General features: G+C 68.4%; 15 protein-coding genes and 1 pseudogene. 3 read left to right on the top strand and 13 right to left on the bottom strand.

Annotated features, from left to right (window positions below; genetic code table 11):
• Positions 1-55: 55 nt before the first annotated feature.
• Complete coding sequence (locus OHA91_RS05330) at positions 56-1132, bottom strand: LacI family DNA-binding transcriptional regulator (RefSeq protein ID WP_381700244.1); 1077 nt, start codon at positions 1130-1132, stop codon at positions 56-58.
• A 318-nt stretch (positions 1133-1450) separates the two neighbouring features.
• On the opposite strand from OHA91_RS05330, the gene araD reads away from it, so the two are divergent.
• Both araD and OHA91_RS05320 read left to right on the top strand, forming a co-directional pair.
• Positions 1451-2188: an L-ribulose-5-phosphate 4-epimerase AraD gene (gene araD / locus OHA91_RS05325; RefSeq protein ID WP_266494693.1), complete on the top strand. Its 738-nt coding sequence runs from the start codon at positions 1451-1453 to the stop codon at positions 2186-2188.
• 741 nt (positions 2189-2929) lie between these two features.
• Positions 2930-3094: pseudogene (locus OHA91_RS05320) on the top strand (pirin); the annotation flags it as partial.
• 495 nt (positions 3095-3589) lie between these two features.
• Here the strand turns inward: OHA91_RS05320 and OHA91_RS05315 are convergent.
• The 12 genes from OHA91_RS05315 to OHA91_RS05260 all read right to left on the bottom strand — a co-directional run bounded on the left by OHA91_RS05315 (position 3590) and on the right by OHA91_RS05260 (position 15767).
• Positions 3590-4873 (bottom strand): MFS transporter, encoded by a 1284-nt coding sequence (locus OHA91_RS05315; protein ID WP_328738720.1) that lies wholly within the window; start codon positions 4871-4873, stop codon positions 3590-3592.
• Positions 4874-5247: 374 nt separating this feature from the next.
• Positions 5248-6555, bottom strand: coding sequence for an ATP-grasp domain-containing protein (locus tag OHA91_RS05310; RefSeq protein ID WP_051892750.1), 1308 nt, complete (start codon positions 6553-6555; stop codon positions 5248-5250).
• A 247-nt stretch (positions 6556-6802) separates the two neighbouring features.
• Entirely contained in the window at positions 6803-7813 is a 1011-nt protein-coding gene (locus OHA91_RS05305; protein ID WP_266494710.1) for an isopenicillin N synthase family dioxygenase, read from the bottom strand.
• Positions 7814-7983: 170 nt separating this feature from the next.
• Positions 7984-8859 carry a 2,3,4,5-tetrahydropyridine-2,6-dicarboxylate N-succinyltransferase gene (locus tag OHA91_RS05300; RefSeq protein WP_051892752.1) on the bottom strand — a complete coding sequence of 292 codons (876 nt, stop codon included), beginning with the start codon at positions 8857-8859 and terminating at the stop codon, positions 7984-7986.
• Positions 8860-8968: 109 nt separating this feature from the next.
• On the bottom strand, positions 8969-10147 hold the full coding sequence (locus OHA91_RS05295) for a pyridoxal phosphate-dependent aminotransferase (protein WP_328738719.1): 1179 nt from the start codon (positions 10145-10147) through the stop codon (positions 8969-8971).
• On the bottom strand, positions 10144-11427 hold the full coding sequence (lysA, locus tag OHA91_RS05290; protein WP_266494717.1) for a diaminopimelate decarboxylase: 1284 nt from the start codon (positions 11425-11427) through the stop codon (positions 10144-10146). Before lysA ends, OHA91_RS05295 begins: the two co-directional genes overlap by 4 nt.
• A gap of 32 nt (positions 11428-11459) precedes the next feature.
• Positions 11460-12155, bottom strand: coding sequence for a class I SAM-dependent methyltransferase (locus tag OHA91_RS05285; protein WP_328738718.1), 696 nt, complete (start codon positions 12153-12155; stop codon positions 11460-11462).
• Positions 12156-12220: 65 nt separating this feature from the next.
• Positions 12221-12838 (bottom strand): GTP cyclohydrolase I, encoded by a 618-nt coding sequence (gene folE / locus OHA91_RS05280; protein WP_031147385.1) that lies wholly within the window; start codon positions 12836-12838, stop codon positions 12221-12223.
• Position 12839: 1 nt separating this feature from the next.
• Positions 12840-13553 carry a 7-carboxy-7-deazaguanine synthase QueE gene (locus OHA91_RS05275; protein ID WP_266494723.1) on the bottom strand — a complete coding sequence of 238 codons (714 nt, stop codon included), beginning with the start codon at positions 13551-13553 and terminating at the stop codon, positions 12840-12842.
• 34 nt (positions 13554-13587) lie between these two features.
• Complete coding sequence (gene queD / locus OHA91_RS05270) at positions 13588-13956, bottom strand: 6-carboxytetrahydropterin synthase QueD (RefSeq protein ID WP_031147390.1); 369 nt, start codon at positions 13954-13956, stop codon at positions 13588-13590.
• Positions 13956-14627, bottom strand: coding sequence for a 7-cyano-7-deazaguanine synthase (locus OHA91_RS05265; protein ID WP_031147392.1), 672 nt, complete (start codon positions 14625-14627; stop codon positions 13956-13958). Before OHA91_RS05265 ends, queD begins: the two co-directional genes overlap by 1 nt.
• 177 nt (positions 14628-14804) lie before the next feature.
• Complete coding sequence (locus tag OHA91_RS05260; RefSeq protein ID WP_328738717.1) at positions 14805-15767, bottom strand: AfsR/SARP family transcriptional regulator; 963 nt, start codon at positions 15765-15767, stop codon at positions 14805-14807.
• A 244-nt stretch (positions 15768-16011) separates the two neighbouring features.
• On the opposite strand from OHA91_RS05260, the gene OHA91_RS05255 reads away from it, so the two are divergent.
• Positions 16012-16164: an ATP-binding protein gene (locus tag OHA91_RS05255; RefSeq protein ID WP_266494733.1), complete on the top strand. Its 153-nt coding sequence runs from the start codon at positions 16012-16014 to the stop codon at positions 16162-16164.
• The last annotated feature ends 91 nt before the right edge of the window (positions 16165-16255 follow it).

The following is a 16255-nucleotide window of genomic DNA, read 5'->3' as shown; positions in this document are numbered from 1 at the left end:
GTCGGCCCGGGCCGCCCGGCTCCCCCGGGGAGAGGCAATCCCTGGGCGGTGGGGGTCATTCCCTGGGGGGAGAGCTCCTGCGGGCCGTACTGGCGCGCACGATGAGCTCGGGCGCCACCACCAGGTGCGTCGACTCGTCGGTCCGGCCTTCGATGTGGTCCAGGAGCAGCCCGATGCTGGCGCGGCCGATCGAGGCGAAGTCCTGACGGATCGTCGTCAGCGGGGGTGGGAAGAACTCCGCCTCCGGGATGTCGTCGAAGCCGGCGACCGCCACGTCCTCCGGCGTGCGCAGGCCCGCTTCCCGCAAGGCCCGTAGCACACCGAGGGCCATCTGGTCGTTGGCGACGAACACTGCGGTGAGGCCCGCTCCCTGCCCTCGTGACGCCCGGACCCGACCCGCGAGCTGCTGGCCGGCCTGGTATCCGGACAACGGACTCCAGTCGCCGCGCAGCAGGGGTGGCACCTCGGCGCCGGCCTCTCGTAGGGCGTCCTCCCACCCCTGCGTGCGGGCCTCGCTCTCGAGCCAGTCGGGAGGGCCTGCGACATGCCACACGGTGGCGTGGCCCGACGCGAGAAGATGTTCCGTGATCATGCGAGCGCCGAGGTTCTGGTCCAGCGACACCCCTGGCAGGTCCAGGGTGTGGCCGCCTTCCACGGTGACCACCGGGCACGGTGCTTCCAATGCCGCCAGGGCCCTCACCGCGTCTCGTTGGGGAGTGACGGCGACGATCCCCTCCACGCCCCACCCGGCGAGGTGCTGCATGGCTTCGGCGAGGGCTGTCTGCGTGGCGGTCCGCAGCGTGACGGCGGACGTCAGATAGCCGCGGTTCCGAGCCGCCTCGTGAACTCCCGCCACGGTGCTGGCGGGCCCGTGCAGAGTGGTGTTCACTGCGATGACGCCCAGCGTGTGGGTCCGGCGAGTGGCCAGAGCCCGGGCTGCCGAGTTACGGCGGTACCCGAGCTGCTCGATGACCTGTGTCACCGCGGCCCGGGTCTTGGCGCTGACGTTCGGGTGGTCGCTGAGCACCCGTGAAACGGTCTGATGGGACACGCCGGCGACCCGCGCGACGTCCGTCATCGTGGGCGCTCGCGAGACGTCTGGGAGCTGGGTCAACTCTCTTCCTTTCCTCATCGAGCGGCCTTCCCTCAAAGTACCGAACCAGCCGCGCCCCGCACACATCTCGGACCGACCGGAAGATTGTCGACCAGGTATAGATGTTGGCGTTCACATTATGCAGCGTTGATCGCATGTTGTGGGCAGGAATCTTCTCGCACCTCTTGAGATTGCTGCTTGTTAGCGCTCACAATTTGATCGGGCGGCGGAGGTAGGCCGGCCGTGATGCCTGCTGCGGCCCCCGGTCAGTCCAGCCCACTTATGCGCGACTGCGGGGCCTGCCGGACGCCGGTCCCAAGAAGCCGCCGCACATGTCGGAGAGACGGTGAGAGCGTAGTGAGCGAGACCATCCTCAAGGACCTCCGTCGCGAGGTCCTCGCGGCCAACCTGCGCATCCCGGAGGCCGGTCTGGCCACCCTCACCTGGGGAAACGTCAGCGGAGTGGACCGAGACGCCGGCGTCTTCGTCATCAAGCCGTCCGGGGTCTCCTATGCCGACCTCACCGAGGAGGACCTGGTGGTGGTGGCGCTGGAGGACGGGCGGGTCGTCGAGGGACACCTCAGGCCGTCCACCGACACCGAAACCCATCGGTGCCTCTACCGGGCCTTCCCCTCCATCGGCGGCGTCACCCACACACACTCGACGCACGCCGTCGCCTTCGCCCAGGCGCGCCGCCCGATCCCCGTGCTCGGCACGACACACGCCGACACCTTCAACGGGCCGGTCCCCGTGACAGCGGACCTCACCGCCGAGCAGTGCGCGCAGGACTACGAGTACAACACCGGACAGGTGATCATTGCCCGGCTCGACGGCGACCCCCGTCGGGCCGAGGAGGTCCCCGGAGCGCTCGTCTCACGACACGGCCCCTTCACCTGGGGCACCACTGCGAAGGCAGCGCTGGAGAACGCCATCGTCTGCGAGGCCGTGGCGGAGATGGCGCTGCACACGCTGGCGCTGGGGTCCCGCCTCGGGGACGCCCCCGAACCACCGACGCATCTGCTGGAGCGGCACTTCACCCGTAAGCACGGACCGGACGCCTATTACGGCAACATCTCTCACGCCCCGGGCATCTGAGGCCGCGCACCGCCTCGGCGGCGCATGATCCGGCCAGACCGTCCGACTGTCGCGGCTCGGAAGACAGCGGGACCTCCCGCGCTGCATCCGGCGACGCGGCTCACTTGCTTGATGGTGTCGGCGAGGAGGAATGCCGCAGGTCGCCGCAGACGGCCAGGCGCTCCAGCGGCCGTGCCCTGCGGCAGGCCGCCAGGTGCCCGCAGCGCCACCGGGGGAGGTAGGCCTCAGACGGTCGGTATGGTCCGGCCGCGCTCCACTCCCCCCGCCTGCGCCCGGACGTTCATCGGTAGGCCGCAGCCGCTCATGAATTCCACTATGAGTCGGAACACGTCGTCCCCGGCACCGCGCAGGGCCTGGAGCTGCGCAGCGGACGGGAGGACGGCTTGCTCGGGGTCGTACTGAGGCGGCTTGACGCCCAGGAGGGGGTGGTCCTGGTTCGCCGGGCGGCCTTCTTTGCTTTGCAGACACTGGTCAGTCGATCGATGGCCTCGTCTTGCGTCAGGAAGCCCGACTCCGCGACCTGCTCGCCGCCCGGGCCCCTGTAACGGACCTTGTAGAAGTGCGGACACGTCGCCCAGCGGGATGCGGGGGGCTCGCAGTCCTTGTAAAAAGTGCCCATTCCCCGGGCGAGTGCCTTGGCTGCCATGGGCCTGGGACCCCTCGGATGCCGATGCTGACGGTTTGCTGACCGTCAGCGATCCGAGACCCACTTGACCTGTGAAGACGCTGCTATGCCGCGCTTTGTTCTGGAACTCGATCGGCCGGAGCAACGAGGAGATCGTACAAGCCCGCAAGGACTGGATGGAAGGCTCCCGCTACGGCGAAGTGAAGGGCTACGACGGCCCCCCGATCCCTGCTCCGGAACTCCCCCCAACTCGCCTGAAGGCTAGGGGAAGGGTGCGCTGAACTGCGCGTATGTCCTGAAGGTGGGACCTGGTGCAGCGGCCACGCCGTCCCTCCCGGAGGTCCGTCGGACGTCGACGAGGCCTCTGGAAGTGCTTCTCGATCTTGAGGTCGAGTCTCCTGTGAAGCAGGCTACGGTCAGGTCTGGTCAGACGAATGCTGACCCTTTGCTGACTCTACTGACGAGTAGTTAGATTCGTCCGTGGTCGACATGCCAGGGCGGCCGCCTACCCGAGATTCGGGCCGTGGGGACGTCTCGGTTTGCTGGGGGCTCCGGCGTCCGCGTGTCGGGCGGCGCCTCGTTCGGACGAGGTCCCGTAGCCGTTCCCAGGTGGTCCGCCGGCTGTGCCGTTGTTTGAACTCAACAAACTACTTCGGCCACGCTCCGGCGGATGAACAGAGGACGGGTCCCCGGTATCGGGCGACGTGGTGAATCTCTGCGTCGCTTGACGCGCCTTGGGGGTCAGCGCTTCAAGAGCTCGGCACGGAGCCGCGTGGTTACGTGAGTTCCTCGCCTTCGCCGCGTCCGGGCAGGCGTGTCGCAGGCGACTCGGACGGCGTGGGCGGGGCGGGGGTGGGGGTGGAGCGTGCGGCGCCGAGCAGGAGCAGCGCGGCACCGAGGGCGGCCACCGGGGTCACCACCACGAACGCAGCCGCTCCCAGCGCGTCCGCGATGACGGCTCCGCCCGCCGCGCCGAGGGCGAAGCCGACCGTCGTGCAACTGGTGGCCCAGCCCTGGGTCTCGTGCTCGTTGCCGGCCGGCCCCGTCGTGCCGACGACCGTGTACAGGCGTGCGAAGGCTGAGCCGATCGTCACACCGGTGAGCGGACAGACGATCAGCACCAGGACCGGGCCGACCGTCATCGCGAAGGCGAGCAGCAGAGTGCCCGCGGCGAACACGCCCACCAGGGCGGGAGGCGTGAAATGGTGCGGGGTGGAGTGCGTGCCGAGGATGAGGGCTCCCACGATGCTGCCCAGCGAGAGGGCGGCGAGGAACCAGCCGCTGTAGCCGACGGCATCGTTCTGCTGGGCGTAGAGCGGCAGCACCACTTCGACCGCGGACAGCGCGCCGCCGAACAGGAACAGGGCGGCCAGTACCCGCAGCAGCGGTCTGGACCGCAGTGGCCCCCGCCAATCCCTCGCCGTCGGAGCCGGCGTGCGAGGGATCTCGCGCACGGTGCACATCAGAACGACCGCTACGGCCATCAACACACTGGACACAACGAACGGTGCGACAGGCGAGGCGCTGGTGGACAGCCAGGTCGCCAGGACGGGCCCGGCCATGAGGGTGACGTCGATGAGCGCGGATTCCAGGGAGTTCACCGAGGCGCGCGCCCGTTCGCCCGCCGCAGCGACCCAGTAGCCGCGGATCAGGATGCTCACCGGCGGAAAGCACAGACCGAGCAGAGCCACCGAGGCCATCACCACCCACAGGGGGAGCCGGTGCGCCGCGGACGCCATCAGGCCGGCCGTGGCGGTGAGATAGCCGATCAGGAAGAGGGTGACCACCACGGGTACCCGGTGGCGGTCGGCGAGCCGGCCGCGCAATGGGCTGCTCGCCGCGTTCGCCACCACCATGATGCTGACGGCCAGGCCGGCGGCGGCGTAGGAGTAGCGGGGCGCGAGCAGGAGCAGTGCGCTGACGGCGAGCATGTTGTACTGCAGTTTCGACGCCACGCTCGCGGCCGCCAGGCGCCCGCCGCCGGGAGCAGTCAGAAGCATCCGGTACGTGCCGAGCAGCCCCGGTGCAGGACGGCCGGTGGGAGTCTTGGTCGTGCTCACGCGGTCACCGCTCCCCTGCGGAGCAACGGGTGGAAGTGGGCCGGATGTCTGTCCGCATCCCGGCGATGTGGTCCGGGCAGCGGGCGGGACCGCCCCCTGGAATGTCGGTGTGGTGCACGGTTTCCTCTCTGGGGCCTTCGTCTCTGGGCGCGGCGAGCAGGCTCTCCACCTTCAGCGCAACTCGGCGGCAAGGTCGGAGACCGCTTCGTGGGCGTCTCGACATCGGTCGTGTCCAGGATGGTGGGCCGCAGGTCCACACCGTGCGGCGGTACGAGGCCGGTGCCCGCGTGCGGCTCGGTGAGCAGGGCGGTGACCGGAAGCCGACCTGAGGCCGGACCGGGCAGCCGCGGCTGTTCTGCGGTCCGGCCCGATGCTCACGACCGTTGCGCCTCGGTGCGGTCGGCGGGCCTGCGGGCGATCTCCAACGACACTTCCGCACGGATCGTCGCGAGGGTGCGGAGCACCGCGTCACCGTCGCTGCCCGACACGTAGAACCCCAGCGGGATGTTCATGCCGCTGCTGGTGACCGGGACCAGGTCGCCCGGCTGGTAGCCGATGAGCACCTCATCAATGCCGTCCAGGGCGTCCACGGCGTCGAGTCCGTGGATGGCGGACAGCGTTCCGGGCTCATCGTCATTGCGGATGGCCAGGGCCCCGTAGCTGCCGTGGAAGGCGACCGGGGCGTCGAACGTCGCGGGCCGCTCTCCCAGGAAGCAGCTCAGGCCGTCGGCGAAGGGGTTCATGTCGGTGTGCTTCTCCCACATGCCGACCACCGGGCCGCCCGGGAGGCGCGAGGCGATCTCCATCAGGTGCACGCCGTCCTCGGCGCACTTGACTTCGGTGTGGCTGGGCCCGTGCTCGATGCCGTACGCGTCCAGGGCCTGGCGCACGTACCGCTCGACCTCGTGCCAGCGTGGGTGGCTCTCGTCGATGCGGACGCTGTCCCAGATGGGGAAGTCGTAGTCGCGGTCGTCGGGCTGGCGGTATTGCCACATGTCCACCAGGCGGTGCTCGCCGCCGAAGCTGTAGAAGTTCGCCTGGATCTCCGGGCCCCGGACGTACTCCTCGACCAGCCACTCCCGGATGGGCCTGTCGAAGGCGTCGTGGGTCTCCAGGTGGTTCAGATCGCACAGGGCCTCGGCATCGCGGAGGAGGGTCACGCCCTTGGCGGCGGAGCCGAGAGTGGGCTTGAGGATCGCCGGGAACCCGATCTCGTGTGCGGCGGCGGCGATGTCCGACACGGAGCGCACGCGGCGGAATTCGGGTATGCGCAGCCCGGCTCGGTGGGCACGTTCCCGCATGGCGGCCTTGTTGCGTCGCGCCCAGGCCAGAGTGTGGTCGTTGCCGGGCAGGCCCAGCAGGGCTGCGATCCGGTCGGCGATGTGGGTGCTGACCTCCAGCGCCGGAATGACGGCGCGGATGCGGAGACCGGCGCGGCGCAGCTCGCGGACGGCTGTCAGCGCGGCCTGCTCGGCCTCCTCGGCGGTCTCGGGGGCTCCGGTGTCGTTGACTTCGCCGTACAGCGTCACGTCGTCGCCGTCGGCGTGGCTGTCCCTCGTCGTGGTGTAGGTGCACGTGTAGAGGGAGACGACGAGGTATCCGGCGGCGCGGGCGGCGGTCTTGTAGCCGGCGGTGGTGCGGCTCGGGTCGACCAGCAGTACTGCGGGACGGTCGGTTGTCATGGGCGTGGGCTCTCTGTTCGGCTCGGCGAGTGTGGAGGGTTCAAGGGGTTGGGGACATCGGGAGATGTGCTGAGGCGCTTGTGGTCATGCGGCGCTGCGGTGTTCCCGGAAGGGGTGGTCCGGCAGGAGCGAGTCGTACGGCTCTCCGGGCACGTCGGCCGTCCTCGGCCCCGGGTGGCAGCGGCGGTTCGAACAGGGCGGGTTTCGGCGCTGTTGAGTGCATGGGAGGTCTCCCCTGGTAGCCCCGTCAGGTCTGCTGCTGGAGGAGCTCGGGGTGGTGCCGGGCGATGACCTCTGGGAAGGCGCGCAGCATGCCACGCATGGTGTTGCTGCCGTAGCTCGATGTCAGTGGGTTGGCGGGGTCGTGCACCACGCCGGCCGCTTCGCGGACGAACCGGGTGGGCAGCGGCTGCATCGTCGCTTCGAGACGCGGGTTGAAGAAGAAGGGCGCCGAGTAGCGGTTCACACCGGATGCGGGGCTGACGACCCGGTGCGTGGTGGCTCGCAGGTAGCCGCGGGTGGCGACCTCCAAGAGCTCGCCCAGGTTCACGACGAAGGCGCCGGGGATCACCGGGACGTCGACGAAATCGCCCTCGTCGACGGACACCTGGAGTCCGCCGTGCTCGTCCTGGAGCAGTAGCGTGAGCAGTCCGTAGTCCTTGTGCACCCCGATTCCCTGGTCGGAGGTCCCGCCGTCGCCGTCGCGGCCGGGGTAGTGCAGGAGCTTGAAGTGCACGTGCGGGTCGGGCGAGACGACGTGGTCCAGGAAGTCCGCCGGTGCCTCGAGCGAGGCGAGGATCAGTCGGAGCAGGCGCTGTGACACTCGGGTGAGCGCCGAGATCCAGTCGATGGTCGCCGACCGGAGCTCGGGCATGCCCTGCGGCCACTGGTTCGGGCCTGCCAGCCAGAGGTAGCCGGGATCGTCCGGGCCGCGGGGTACCTGCTTCTCCTGTTCGGGGCCGATGTCCAGCTGCGCTCGCTGGTCCGGCCTGCCCTGGGTGAGCTCGCGGCCCACTTCCGAGTAGCCGCGGAAATGGGGGGAATTGAGGATGCTCAGCTGCTCCAGCTCGGACTGGGGCAGGGCGAAGAAGTCGCGCGCCAGCTGCAGCATCCGATCGGCTCCTTCCACTTCGTGGCCGACGAGTTGGAAGAAGCCGATCTCGTGGATGGCCGAGCGCAAACTGTCGAGGAACGCCGCGCGGGCCTCGGGACCGCGGTCCGCATCCCTGAGATCGAGGACGGGAAAGACGTCGGACATGTGATTCCTTACGGTGTCGTGGAAGGGGTGACGGCAGGGAGGGCCGCTGTCATGGTCAGACCGAGCCGGTCCGCGCGTTCGCCCGCCGAACGGATGGCTGCCTCCACACCGTTGGACGACGGCCCTGAGCCGTGGTCAACGCTGGAGACCGGGGCGCCGCCGTCATGGCCTCAGAGGGCGGTGCCGTGCTCGCGGAACAGGCTTTCCAACAGGAGCTTGTCGTGTTCCTCCCCTTCGCCCAGACGCTTGATCACGAGCAGGCAGGGAACTCCGAACTCACCGCCGGGAAACATCCGCAGGCGGGTCGAGCTCACACACACCGACCAGGCCGGCGCCTGTCCGCGCGGCAGTTCCTCTCCGGTGTCCGCATCGAACACGGGCGTGCTGCTCGTCAGCAGCACGCCGGCGCCCAGCTTTGCCCCCCGCCGTACACGGGCTCCCTCGACGATCACCGAGCGGGATCCCACGAATGTCTCGTCCTCCACGACGACGGGGACGGCACCCGGCGGCTCGAGAACGCCACCGATGCCGACGCCTCCGGACAGATGCACGTTGCTGCCGATCTGTGCGCAGGAGCCCACCGTCGCCCAGGTGTCGACCAGTGTTCCGGCTCCGACGTGGGCTCCGACGTTGACGTAGGACGGCATCAGCACCACTCCGGGCGCAAGATGGCTGCCCCAGCGTGCGATCGCGCCCGGCGCCACCCGCACCCGGTCGAAGCGCCGTTTCAGCGGAAGGCGATCCTGGTACCGGAAGGGCCCGGCCTCCGACGTCCGCATGCTCAGCACCCTGAAAGCCAGCAGGATCGCGCGTCGAGCCCGCTCGTCCACCACGACCTCGTCGCTGGCCTGGTCCACGGCGGCCACCCGTGCGGCACCGCTGTCGAGCAGGTCGATGGCCTCGGTGACGGTACGGCGGGCTGCGTCGTCCGTGGGTGAGAGGTCGGCGCGCCGCTCCCACAGCTCATCGATCGCTTCCGGGACGGGACTGCTGCGAGAGACGGAGAAGGGGGTTGCGTCGGCCGTCCGGCCGTGATGCTGGGGCATGAGGCCTCCGTAGGTTGTGAGGCGGCCCGGGAGGGCCGGATGCGGCTGATGAGGACTTGCCTTCAGCGGCTTCTCCGGGGCCGCCCGTCACACAAGCGGCCAGACCTCGTCACTGAGACTCCTGAGATGCCGTGTCGGACGGATCAGCACTGCGCCGCCGGGCCGCGGCAGGGCGCAGCAGCGCCAGCCGGGAGGCGATCGCCGACAGGTCGTGAACGGCCGCGATGCGGACGTATCCGTCGCCGCGAGGCCCGAACTCGCTGCCCGGTGTCACGACCACACCGGCGTGCGCGGCTGCATGGTGGGCAAATGCACGTCCCCCGCCCTCGGGCGCGGCCACCCACGCGAACAACCCTCCTGCGGGAGAAGCACACGGCAGTCCCAGGGCGTTGAGCCGGTCGACCAGGTCCGAGACCCGGCGCGCGTTGCGGGAGCGCTGCTCCGCGGCATGCCGGTCGTCGGCGAGCAGGCTCGCGGCGAACTGCTGGGAGGCCGCCGCGGCCATGAGGCCCCCCTGCCTGCGGCGGTGTACGAGTCCGGCGACCAGCGTAGGGTCGCCGGCGTAGAAGCCGACTCGGAGTCCGGGTGCGTTCGACCGCTTGGACAGGCTGTGGACGGTGAGCACACCGTCCAGGCCGCCGCGCAGCACGGTCCGCGGTTCGTGGCACCAGGTGGTCTCGGCGTACGCCTCGTCGGACACCACGAGCACGCCGTGTGCACGCCCCCACGCAGCGACCCGGTCCAGGTCCTCGACGACCCCTGTGGGGTTCGCGGGACTGTTGACCCACAGGCACAGTGCGCGGCTCACCACATGCGGCGCGATGCGGTCCAGGCGGATACGGAACGTCTCGTCGACGGGGACGCGGTGGACCCGCAGCCCTGCCAGCCGGGCGCCGAACGCGTACGACGGATAGCCCAGGGCCGGGATCAGCACGGTGTCACGCCCGGCGCCCCTGGCGTGTTGCTGTGTCAGGTCCCGGAGGAACAGCGGGAGCGTGGAGATGAACTCCTTGGATCCCACACAGGCTGCAACCGCCTCCGGCGGAACGGCGACTGCGTACCTGCGGAGCAGATACCCGGTGATCGCGTCGCGCAACTGCGGGGTACCGGCACTCGGCGGATATGCGGCGGTCACCCGGGCGCGGGGCTGGCGGGACGTATGCGCCGCACCCGGGACCCGCGGCGGAGGGTCGCAGGGAATCCCGAGCGACAGGTCCAGGGGCCTGTGCCCGGATGCCCCGGCCAGAGCCAGCGCTTCGTCCCTGCTCCACGACCGGGCGCCGCTCATGTGACACCGGGCGCCGCGAGCCTGGCCGGTGTGCAGTCCAGTGTGGCGAAGTAGTCCTGCTGGCTCTCCGCCCTCCGGATCCGCTCGACGCTGCCGTCCGGGTGCAGCAGCAGTTCCTGGGGCCGCAGCCGGCCGTTGTAGGTGAACCCCATCGAATGGGCATGAGCCCCGGTGTCGTGGATGAGCAGGAGGTCGCCCTCGGACACGGCGGGCAGAGCACGCTGCCGGGCGAACTTGTCGTTGTTCTCGCAGAGCGAGCCGACGACGTCGACCACCTCGCAGGGCCGGCCGGCGGAGTCGTGAACGGTGATGTGGTGGTAGGCCGACTCATAGAGGGCCGGACGCATCAGGGCACTCATGCTGGCGTCGACCCCGACGAACTCCCGGAACTTGCTCATCCTGTTCAGTACCCGGGTCACCAGGACGCCGTGCGGCCCGGTGACGAAGCGCCCGCTCTCGAAGCACACGCGAGGCCGGGTCACGCCATGACGCTTCTCCCATTCCTCGAGGCGGCCGCGGATCCTGCCGGCGAGCTCGGCGAGGGCGAACGGCCGCTCGTCAGGGCGGTACGGAATACCCAGCCCGCCACCGAGGTTGACGAAGCCGACCTCGATGCCGAGCTCGGCGCGCAGCCGTACGGCCTGATCCAGGAGGAGGTCGAGCGTCAGCAGGAACGGTTCCAGTGTCAGATATCCCGAGCCCAGCATCATGTGCAGGCCGAAGGACTCGACCCCCAGCCGCTGTGCCCGCGCGCACACGTGAGCCAGCCGGTCGGCGGGGATACCGAACTTGGCCGACTCGGCGTCCCCGAGACGGGAGTCCAGAATCCCCTGCCGGTCCTTGCCCGGATGGACCCGGAAGCACAGGGTGCGGGGAACGTCGGGCAGGGCGGCGAGCTTGTCGAGCACGGCCTCGTCGTCCACGTTGACGAGTGCGCCGCTGCCGACGGCGGCTTCGAGCTCCGCGGAGCTGGTGTTGTTCGATGTGAAGCAGATGTCGTGACCGCTCGCACCAGCCTGACGGGCGAGGGTGAGTTCGGGCAGGGAGCTGCAGTCGAACCCGAAACCGCGATCGGCGAGGATCTTCAGAGCTGCCGGGTTCGGAAGGGCCTTGACCGCGAAGTATTCGCGGTAGGGGGTGCCCGCGAAGGCCTGGTCGAACTCGTCGCAGGTGTCCTTGATGCCCTGCACGTCATACAGGTGGAACGGAGTACCGAAGTGCTCCGCGGCCCGCGTCACCACCGAGCCGAGACGTCGCTCGAACGACGAGCTGATCGGCATGGAGGCTCCTTTCCTTGTCGTGGGCGACGGGCTCAGTGCCCGATGGTCGCGGTGATGACGGCACGCGCACGCTCGCCCGACAGGGGGCGTTCGTAGAGGAAGGTCTCGGTGGTGACCTCGGCGAACCCGGCGGCGAGGGCTTCGTCGCGGATATACCGGGCGGACAGCCAGTGGAACCCGTCGACGCCGGGGGCGCACTGGGCTGCACTGCCGTCCTGGGTGCTGTCGTTGGAAGCGATCAGGGTCCCCCTGCCGGTCGCGTTCCCACTCAGCCAGGTGCGGATCCGCGTCAGCATGGGGGACAGGCCGTGCTCGGCGGTGTAGAGGTGGCCGAGGAGGCCGTCCATGTAGATGACCGGCCAGTCCCCTTCGGGGGCCCAGGTGGTCACGTCGCCCTGCAGCGCGTCGACGCCCTTCGCCTTGGCCATCGCGACTGCTTCGGGCATTGCATCGACGGCGAGCACGCGATAGCCGCCTTGAGCGATGTCGCTCTCCACAGCGGCGTTGCCGCTGCCCAGGCTCAACAGCCTCGACGCCCCGTGGTCTTTGAGCGCGTCGACGAGCTTGTCCTGCATCCATTCGCGATAGGCGGAGGAGTACGTGGAGGGTGTGACCGAGTCGCCGCGCGCTTCACCGCGCTCCCATATCTCGAAGAGATTCGGCTCTCCGTCGCTGCGCGGAAGGTAGAACCGCATCAGATCGTTGATGCCGGCATTTGTCGAAGTCATTTGATGTCACCCCTTCTGAGGGACAGAAGTAATGGAGTTATTCCTGCTGAGTGTTCGTCGGTCGGCTACCAGCGCGGCGCGTTTCCGGAGGCGTGTGCCAGGGTCTGCAGGTGGCTGCGTTCCGGGCCGTCCTTCTGGAATACGCCGCCGAACACGGCGGAGGTCATCAGCGCGCCCGTCCGGATGCCACGCATGGTCATGCAGAGGTGTTCCCCCCTGCCGATCACCGCGACGTCCGGGGACCCGGTGATGTCCTCGATCTCCTTGGCGATATCAGCCACGAGCCGCTCCTGGACCTGCAACTTGTGGGCGTGCTTGTGGGCGATGCGGCCGAATTTGGACAGGCCGAGAAGGTTCTTGGCGCTGCGGTAGGCGATATTCAAGGTGCAGTTGAAAGGTAGGAGGTGGTGTTCGCACAGCGACCAGACGCGCATGTCGGACACGAACACCAGCTGGTCCTCGCTGACGCTGTCGAACAGTGTCTCGACCTTGCCGGCTTCATAGTCGATGAACTCCCGCCACCACTGTGCGTAGCGGCGGGGGGTGTCGACCAGTCCTTCGCGGTCCGGGTCCTCTCCAATGGCCACGAGTAGCTGCCTGGCAATCGTTTCCAGAGAATCAGGGTAGATCTCGGACCCGTTCGGAGCATCGGTCGAACGAAGGGGTTCAAGGGTGCTTGCCATCTCATACTCCTCGTCGGTCGCCCCAGGCGAGCACGTGCAGACGGGTGGAGAGGTTCCATCCGCGCTGAACCACCTCGCCCGCGATGTTGCCGAGATGTCGTGTGACATCCGGCTGGTTCTTTCCTTCAGGCATGATCCAGACAGGCGTTAGCCCCAAGCGTTCCTGCAGGGCGGCGACTTCGGTCAGGTCATGGTGCGACCTGCACACGAATTTGAACGCGACCCCGGGGGTCTTCTGCAGCGTCTTCAGGGCGTTCGGCTTGATGCGACGACTCTCGGGTTCCCCGGAGTGCGCGAGTTTCGGGGACACGTTGAAACGAACGCCGAGTCCAACGAGTTCATCCGTCGGCACGATGGTTCCGTTGGTCTCGATCTCCACCGATATGCCGTGGTCACGCAGGGACCGCACGAGCGGGATGAGTCGCTTCTGCTGCTGCAGAGGCTCGCCGCCGCTGATGACGACGAGGGCGACATCCATGGCGAGCAGGCTCTCCAGCACCTCGTCCGTCGTGCGCCGGGTCAGTTCCTTGCGCGGGTCGTAGGCCCGGCCCTCGTCGCTGACCCCCTTCCAGTCCCAGGTGTAGGGGGTGTCGCACCACCGGCACGACAGATTGCATCCCCCGAGACGGACGAAGGCACAGCGCTGGCCCGACGAGGGGCCCTCTCCCTGCACGGTGGGACCGAAAACCTCGTTCACCACGATGGTCGATGTCATGACACTCCCGCTCCGTCAGTCGATCGAAGCGGGCTCAGGGCCTGTACTCCGCCCATGTCTTGGGGGTTTCCGATATGCGGACCGCTGAGATCTCCCGAAATCGCTCGGACCACACCGTGTAGATCCACATCGCCATGTTCTCGGCGGACGGGTTGCAGTCGGGGATCACGTCGTTCAGATGCCGGTGGTCGAGTTCTGCATCGATCCACTTCTTGAAGTCGGAGAGGTCGCCGTAGTCGCGCACGAATCCGGCTGTCGTCAGTTCGTTCACGTCGGCCGACAGCTCCAGTTGAACGATGTAGTTGTGGCCGTGCAGGCGCGCGCACTGGTGGTCCTGGGCCAGGTGATCCAGGCGGTGACTTGCTGAGAAGGCAAATTCCTTGGTGATGCGGAACACGAACATCAGTCCCTTGCGTAGACGGTGGGGTCTTGAACGTTGGCCTTCTCAAATGAGGTCCGGCGGTCGTAGCAGGTCGCGCAGACCCCGCATTGCTCATCACCCCCGCGGAAGCAGCTCCAGGTCTCCTGCCACGGGACGCCGAGTGCTTCGCCGAGGAGGATGACCTCGTGCTTGGGCATGCGGATGAAAGGGGCGATGACGGCGAGGTTTTCGGGGGCGAAGCCCGCACACGCCACGCGTTCCATCGCATTGAAGGCGGCGAGGAATTCCGCCGAGCAGTCCGGTCCGGTGTCTGCATCGCCGGCCACGGTGCCGATAGCAACGTTGTCAGCCCTCTCCGCTGCCGCCTTCGCGAAGGCGACGGAAAGAAGGATGACATTCCTGTTCGGCACCACGTTGACCACGCCGGATACTTCGCCGCCGTGGTCCGGCACCCCGACCTCGCTGTCGGTCAGCGCGTTGCCGGGAAGCAGTGTCCCGATCGAACGCAGATCGGTCACCTCGTGTGGTGTGTTGAGTCGTCGGGCCGTTCGCCGGGCGAACTCGTGCTCCTTGCGATGGCGCTGGCCGTAGTCGATGGACAGCAGGGACAACCGATGTCCCTCTGCATGAAGATGGTGGGCGAGAACGACCGAATCCATCCCACCGGAAACGACGGCGACTGTTCGATCCATGCTCGTTTCTTCTCCTTGGTGCGGGGGAGGGGAGAGAATGTCCGGCCGCTCGGTGCGGACACGAGCACTTCTCTCGCAGATACTCTCGCCGCATTGGCTAATGACGCACTAACGGGATGCTGTTGGTTGCGTTCCGGGATCACTCCCGCTTGCGGCGGGCAGTCTTTCGGGTCGTGGTCAAGCGGCGGGAGGACAATTTCGCCGCTGGCCCATCCGGTGGGCGGTACTGCAGCAGCAGCCCGTGTCGTGCCCCGACCGCCGGCCCGGGTCCTGGTTCGCTCCCGAGTCACGCTGCCCCGGACTCGCGGTACTCGACCGGAGCACGGCGGCGTGTGTCTGCCGCAGTTTTGCTCCGGGATCAAGCCCGAGTTCCTCCGCGAGACGCCTTCGTACGGCTTCGTACACCTCCAGGGCGTCGACCTGGCGACCCGCCGCGTGCAGACAGGCCATCAGCTGCGCTGCCAGGCCCTCACGCAACGGATGCAGGCCGAGTGCTTCCCGAAGGCCCGCCACGGCCTCCGACGGCCTCCCGATACGGTGCAGGCGTTCGGCCAGCGACTCCCAGGCGTCCAGACGCGCTTCCTCCCAGGGGGTGGTGAGGTCATGCCAGGCGCTCGTTCCCGCCAGGTCGGGCAGCGCTTGTCCGCGCCACAGCGCGAGGGCCTCACGCAGGAGACCGATGGCCTCGGCGTCCTCATCCTGCTCCGCGGCGGTCTGGAGCAGCTGTGAGAACCGGTGCGCGTCAACCCTGTCGGCCTCGACGGCGAGTACGTATCCGGGCGGGCGTGTCTCGATGGACATGTCGGGGCTGAACAACTGCCGCAGCGCGGAGATGTGCCCGTGCACGATGGTGCGTGCATGCTTGGGAGGACCTCCCTCCCAGAGCAGATCCACCAGCCGGTCCAGCGGTACGACGCGATTCGCCTCCAGTGCCAGGAGGGAAAGGATCACGCGCCGCTTGCCGGTCGCGACCCGGAGGGGATCCCCGCTGTCGGTGATCAGTTCTACGGGGCCTAACACACGGACGTGCATGGAGATGCCTTTCTTGACCTTCGTCCGGTACTGCGTGAACCGGACGATCGGTTGCCTGCATCGGGATCTGCGCACCCGTTGATGTCGGCGACCAGGGGTTTCGTCCACGCCTGACCCGGGTCCGATAGATCGAGCCCTGCCCGGATCCGGGCAGGGCGACGTTCCCGAGCAGCCGGTGGTGGTGAGGTGCGGGTCATGGCTCGACACTCGCGGTGGGCGCCCGCCGCTCGCGTCGGTAGCCTTCACCTATACGACTTCCTGCGGTGATCCATGGGCGACCGGGGGTCTTCCCCGATTCCCCTGCGGCGTGCTACCGCACAGGTCGTCGATCACACCTGGGGCCAACACGGATGTGCTGATCGGCCGTCAGGACGAGATGCGCAGGCTCGACGCCCTGCTCCGAGCGGCACGGGAGGGCCGGGGCGGTCCTCCGGTTCTGCGTGGTGAGCCGGGCATCGGCAAGAGCGCGCTGCTGCGGCACCTGGACGGGGCCGGGACCGGATGACCCCAGCGACGCGGGGTCGTGGACCCCGGGCGGGACCGTGCCGGTGGGGCGCAGCTGCCACTGCGCCGTGCACGGCCGAGAATACTGCTCG

It is taken from the genome of Streptomyces erythrochromogenes, from assembly GCF_036170895.1.
GTDB classification, from domain to species: domain Bacteria; phylum Actinomycetota; class Actinomycetes; order Streptomycetales; family Streptomycetaceae; genus Streptomyces; species Streptomyces erythrochromogenes.
This window is presented reverse-complemented; position numbering and strand designations above follow the sequence as displayed.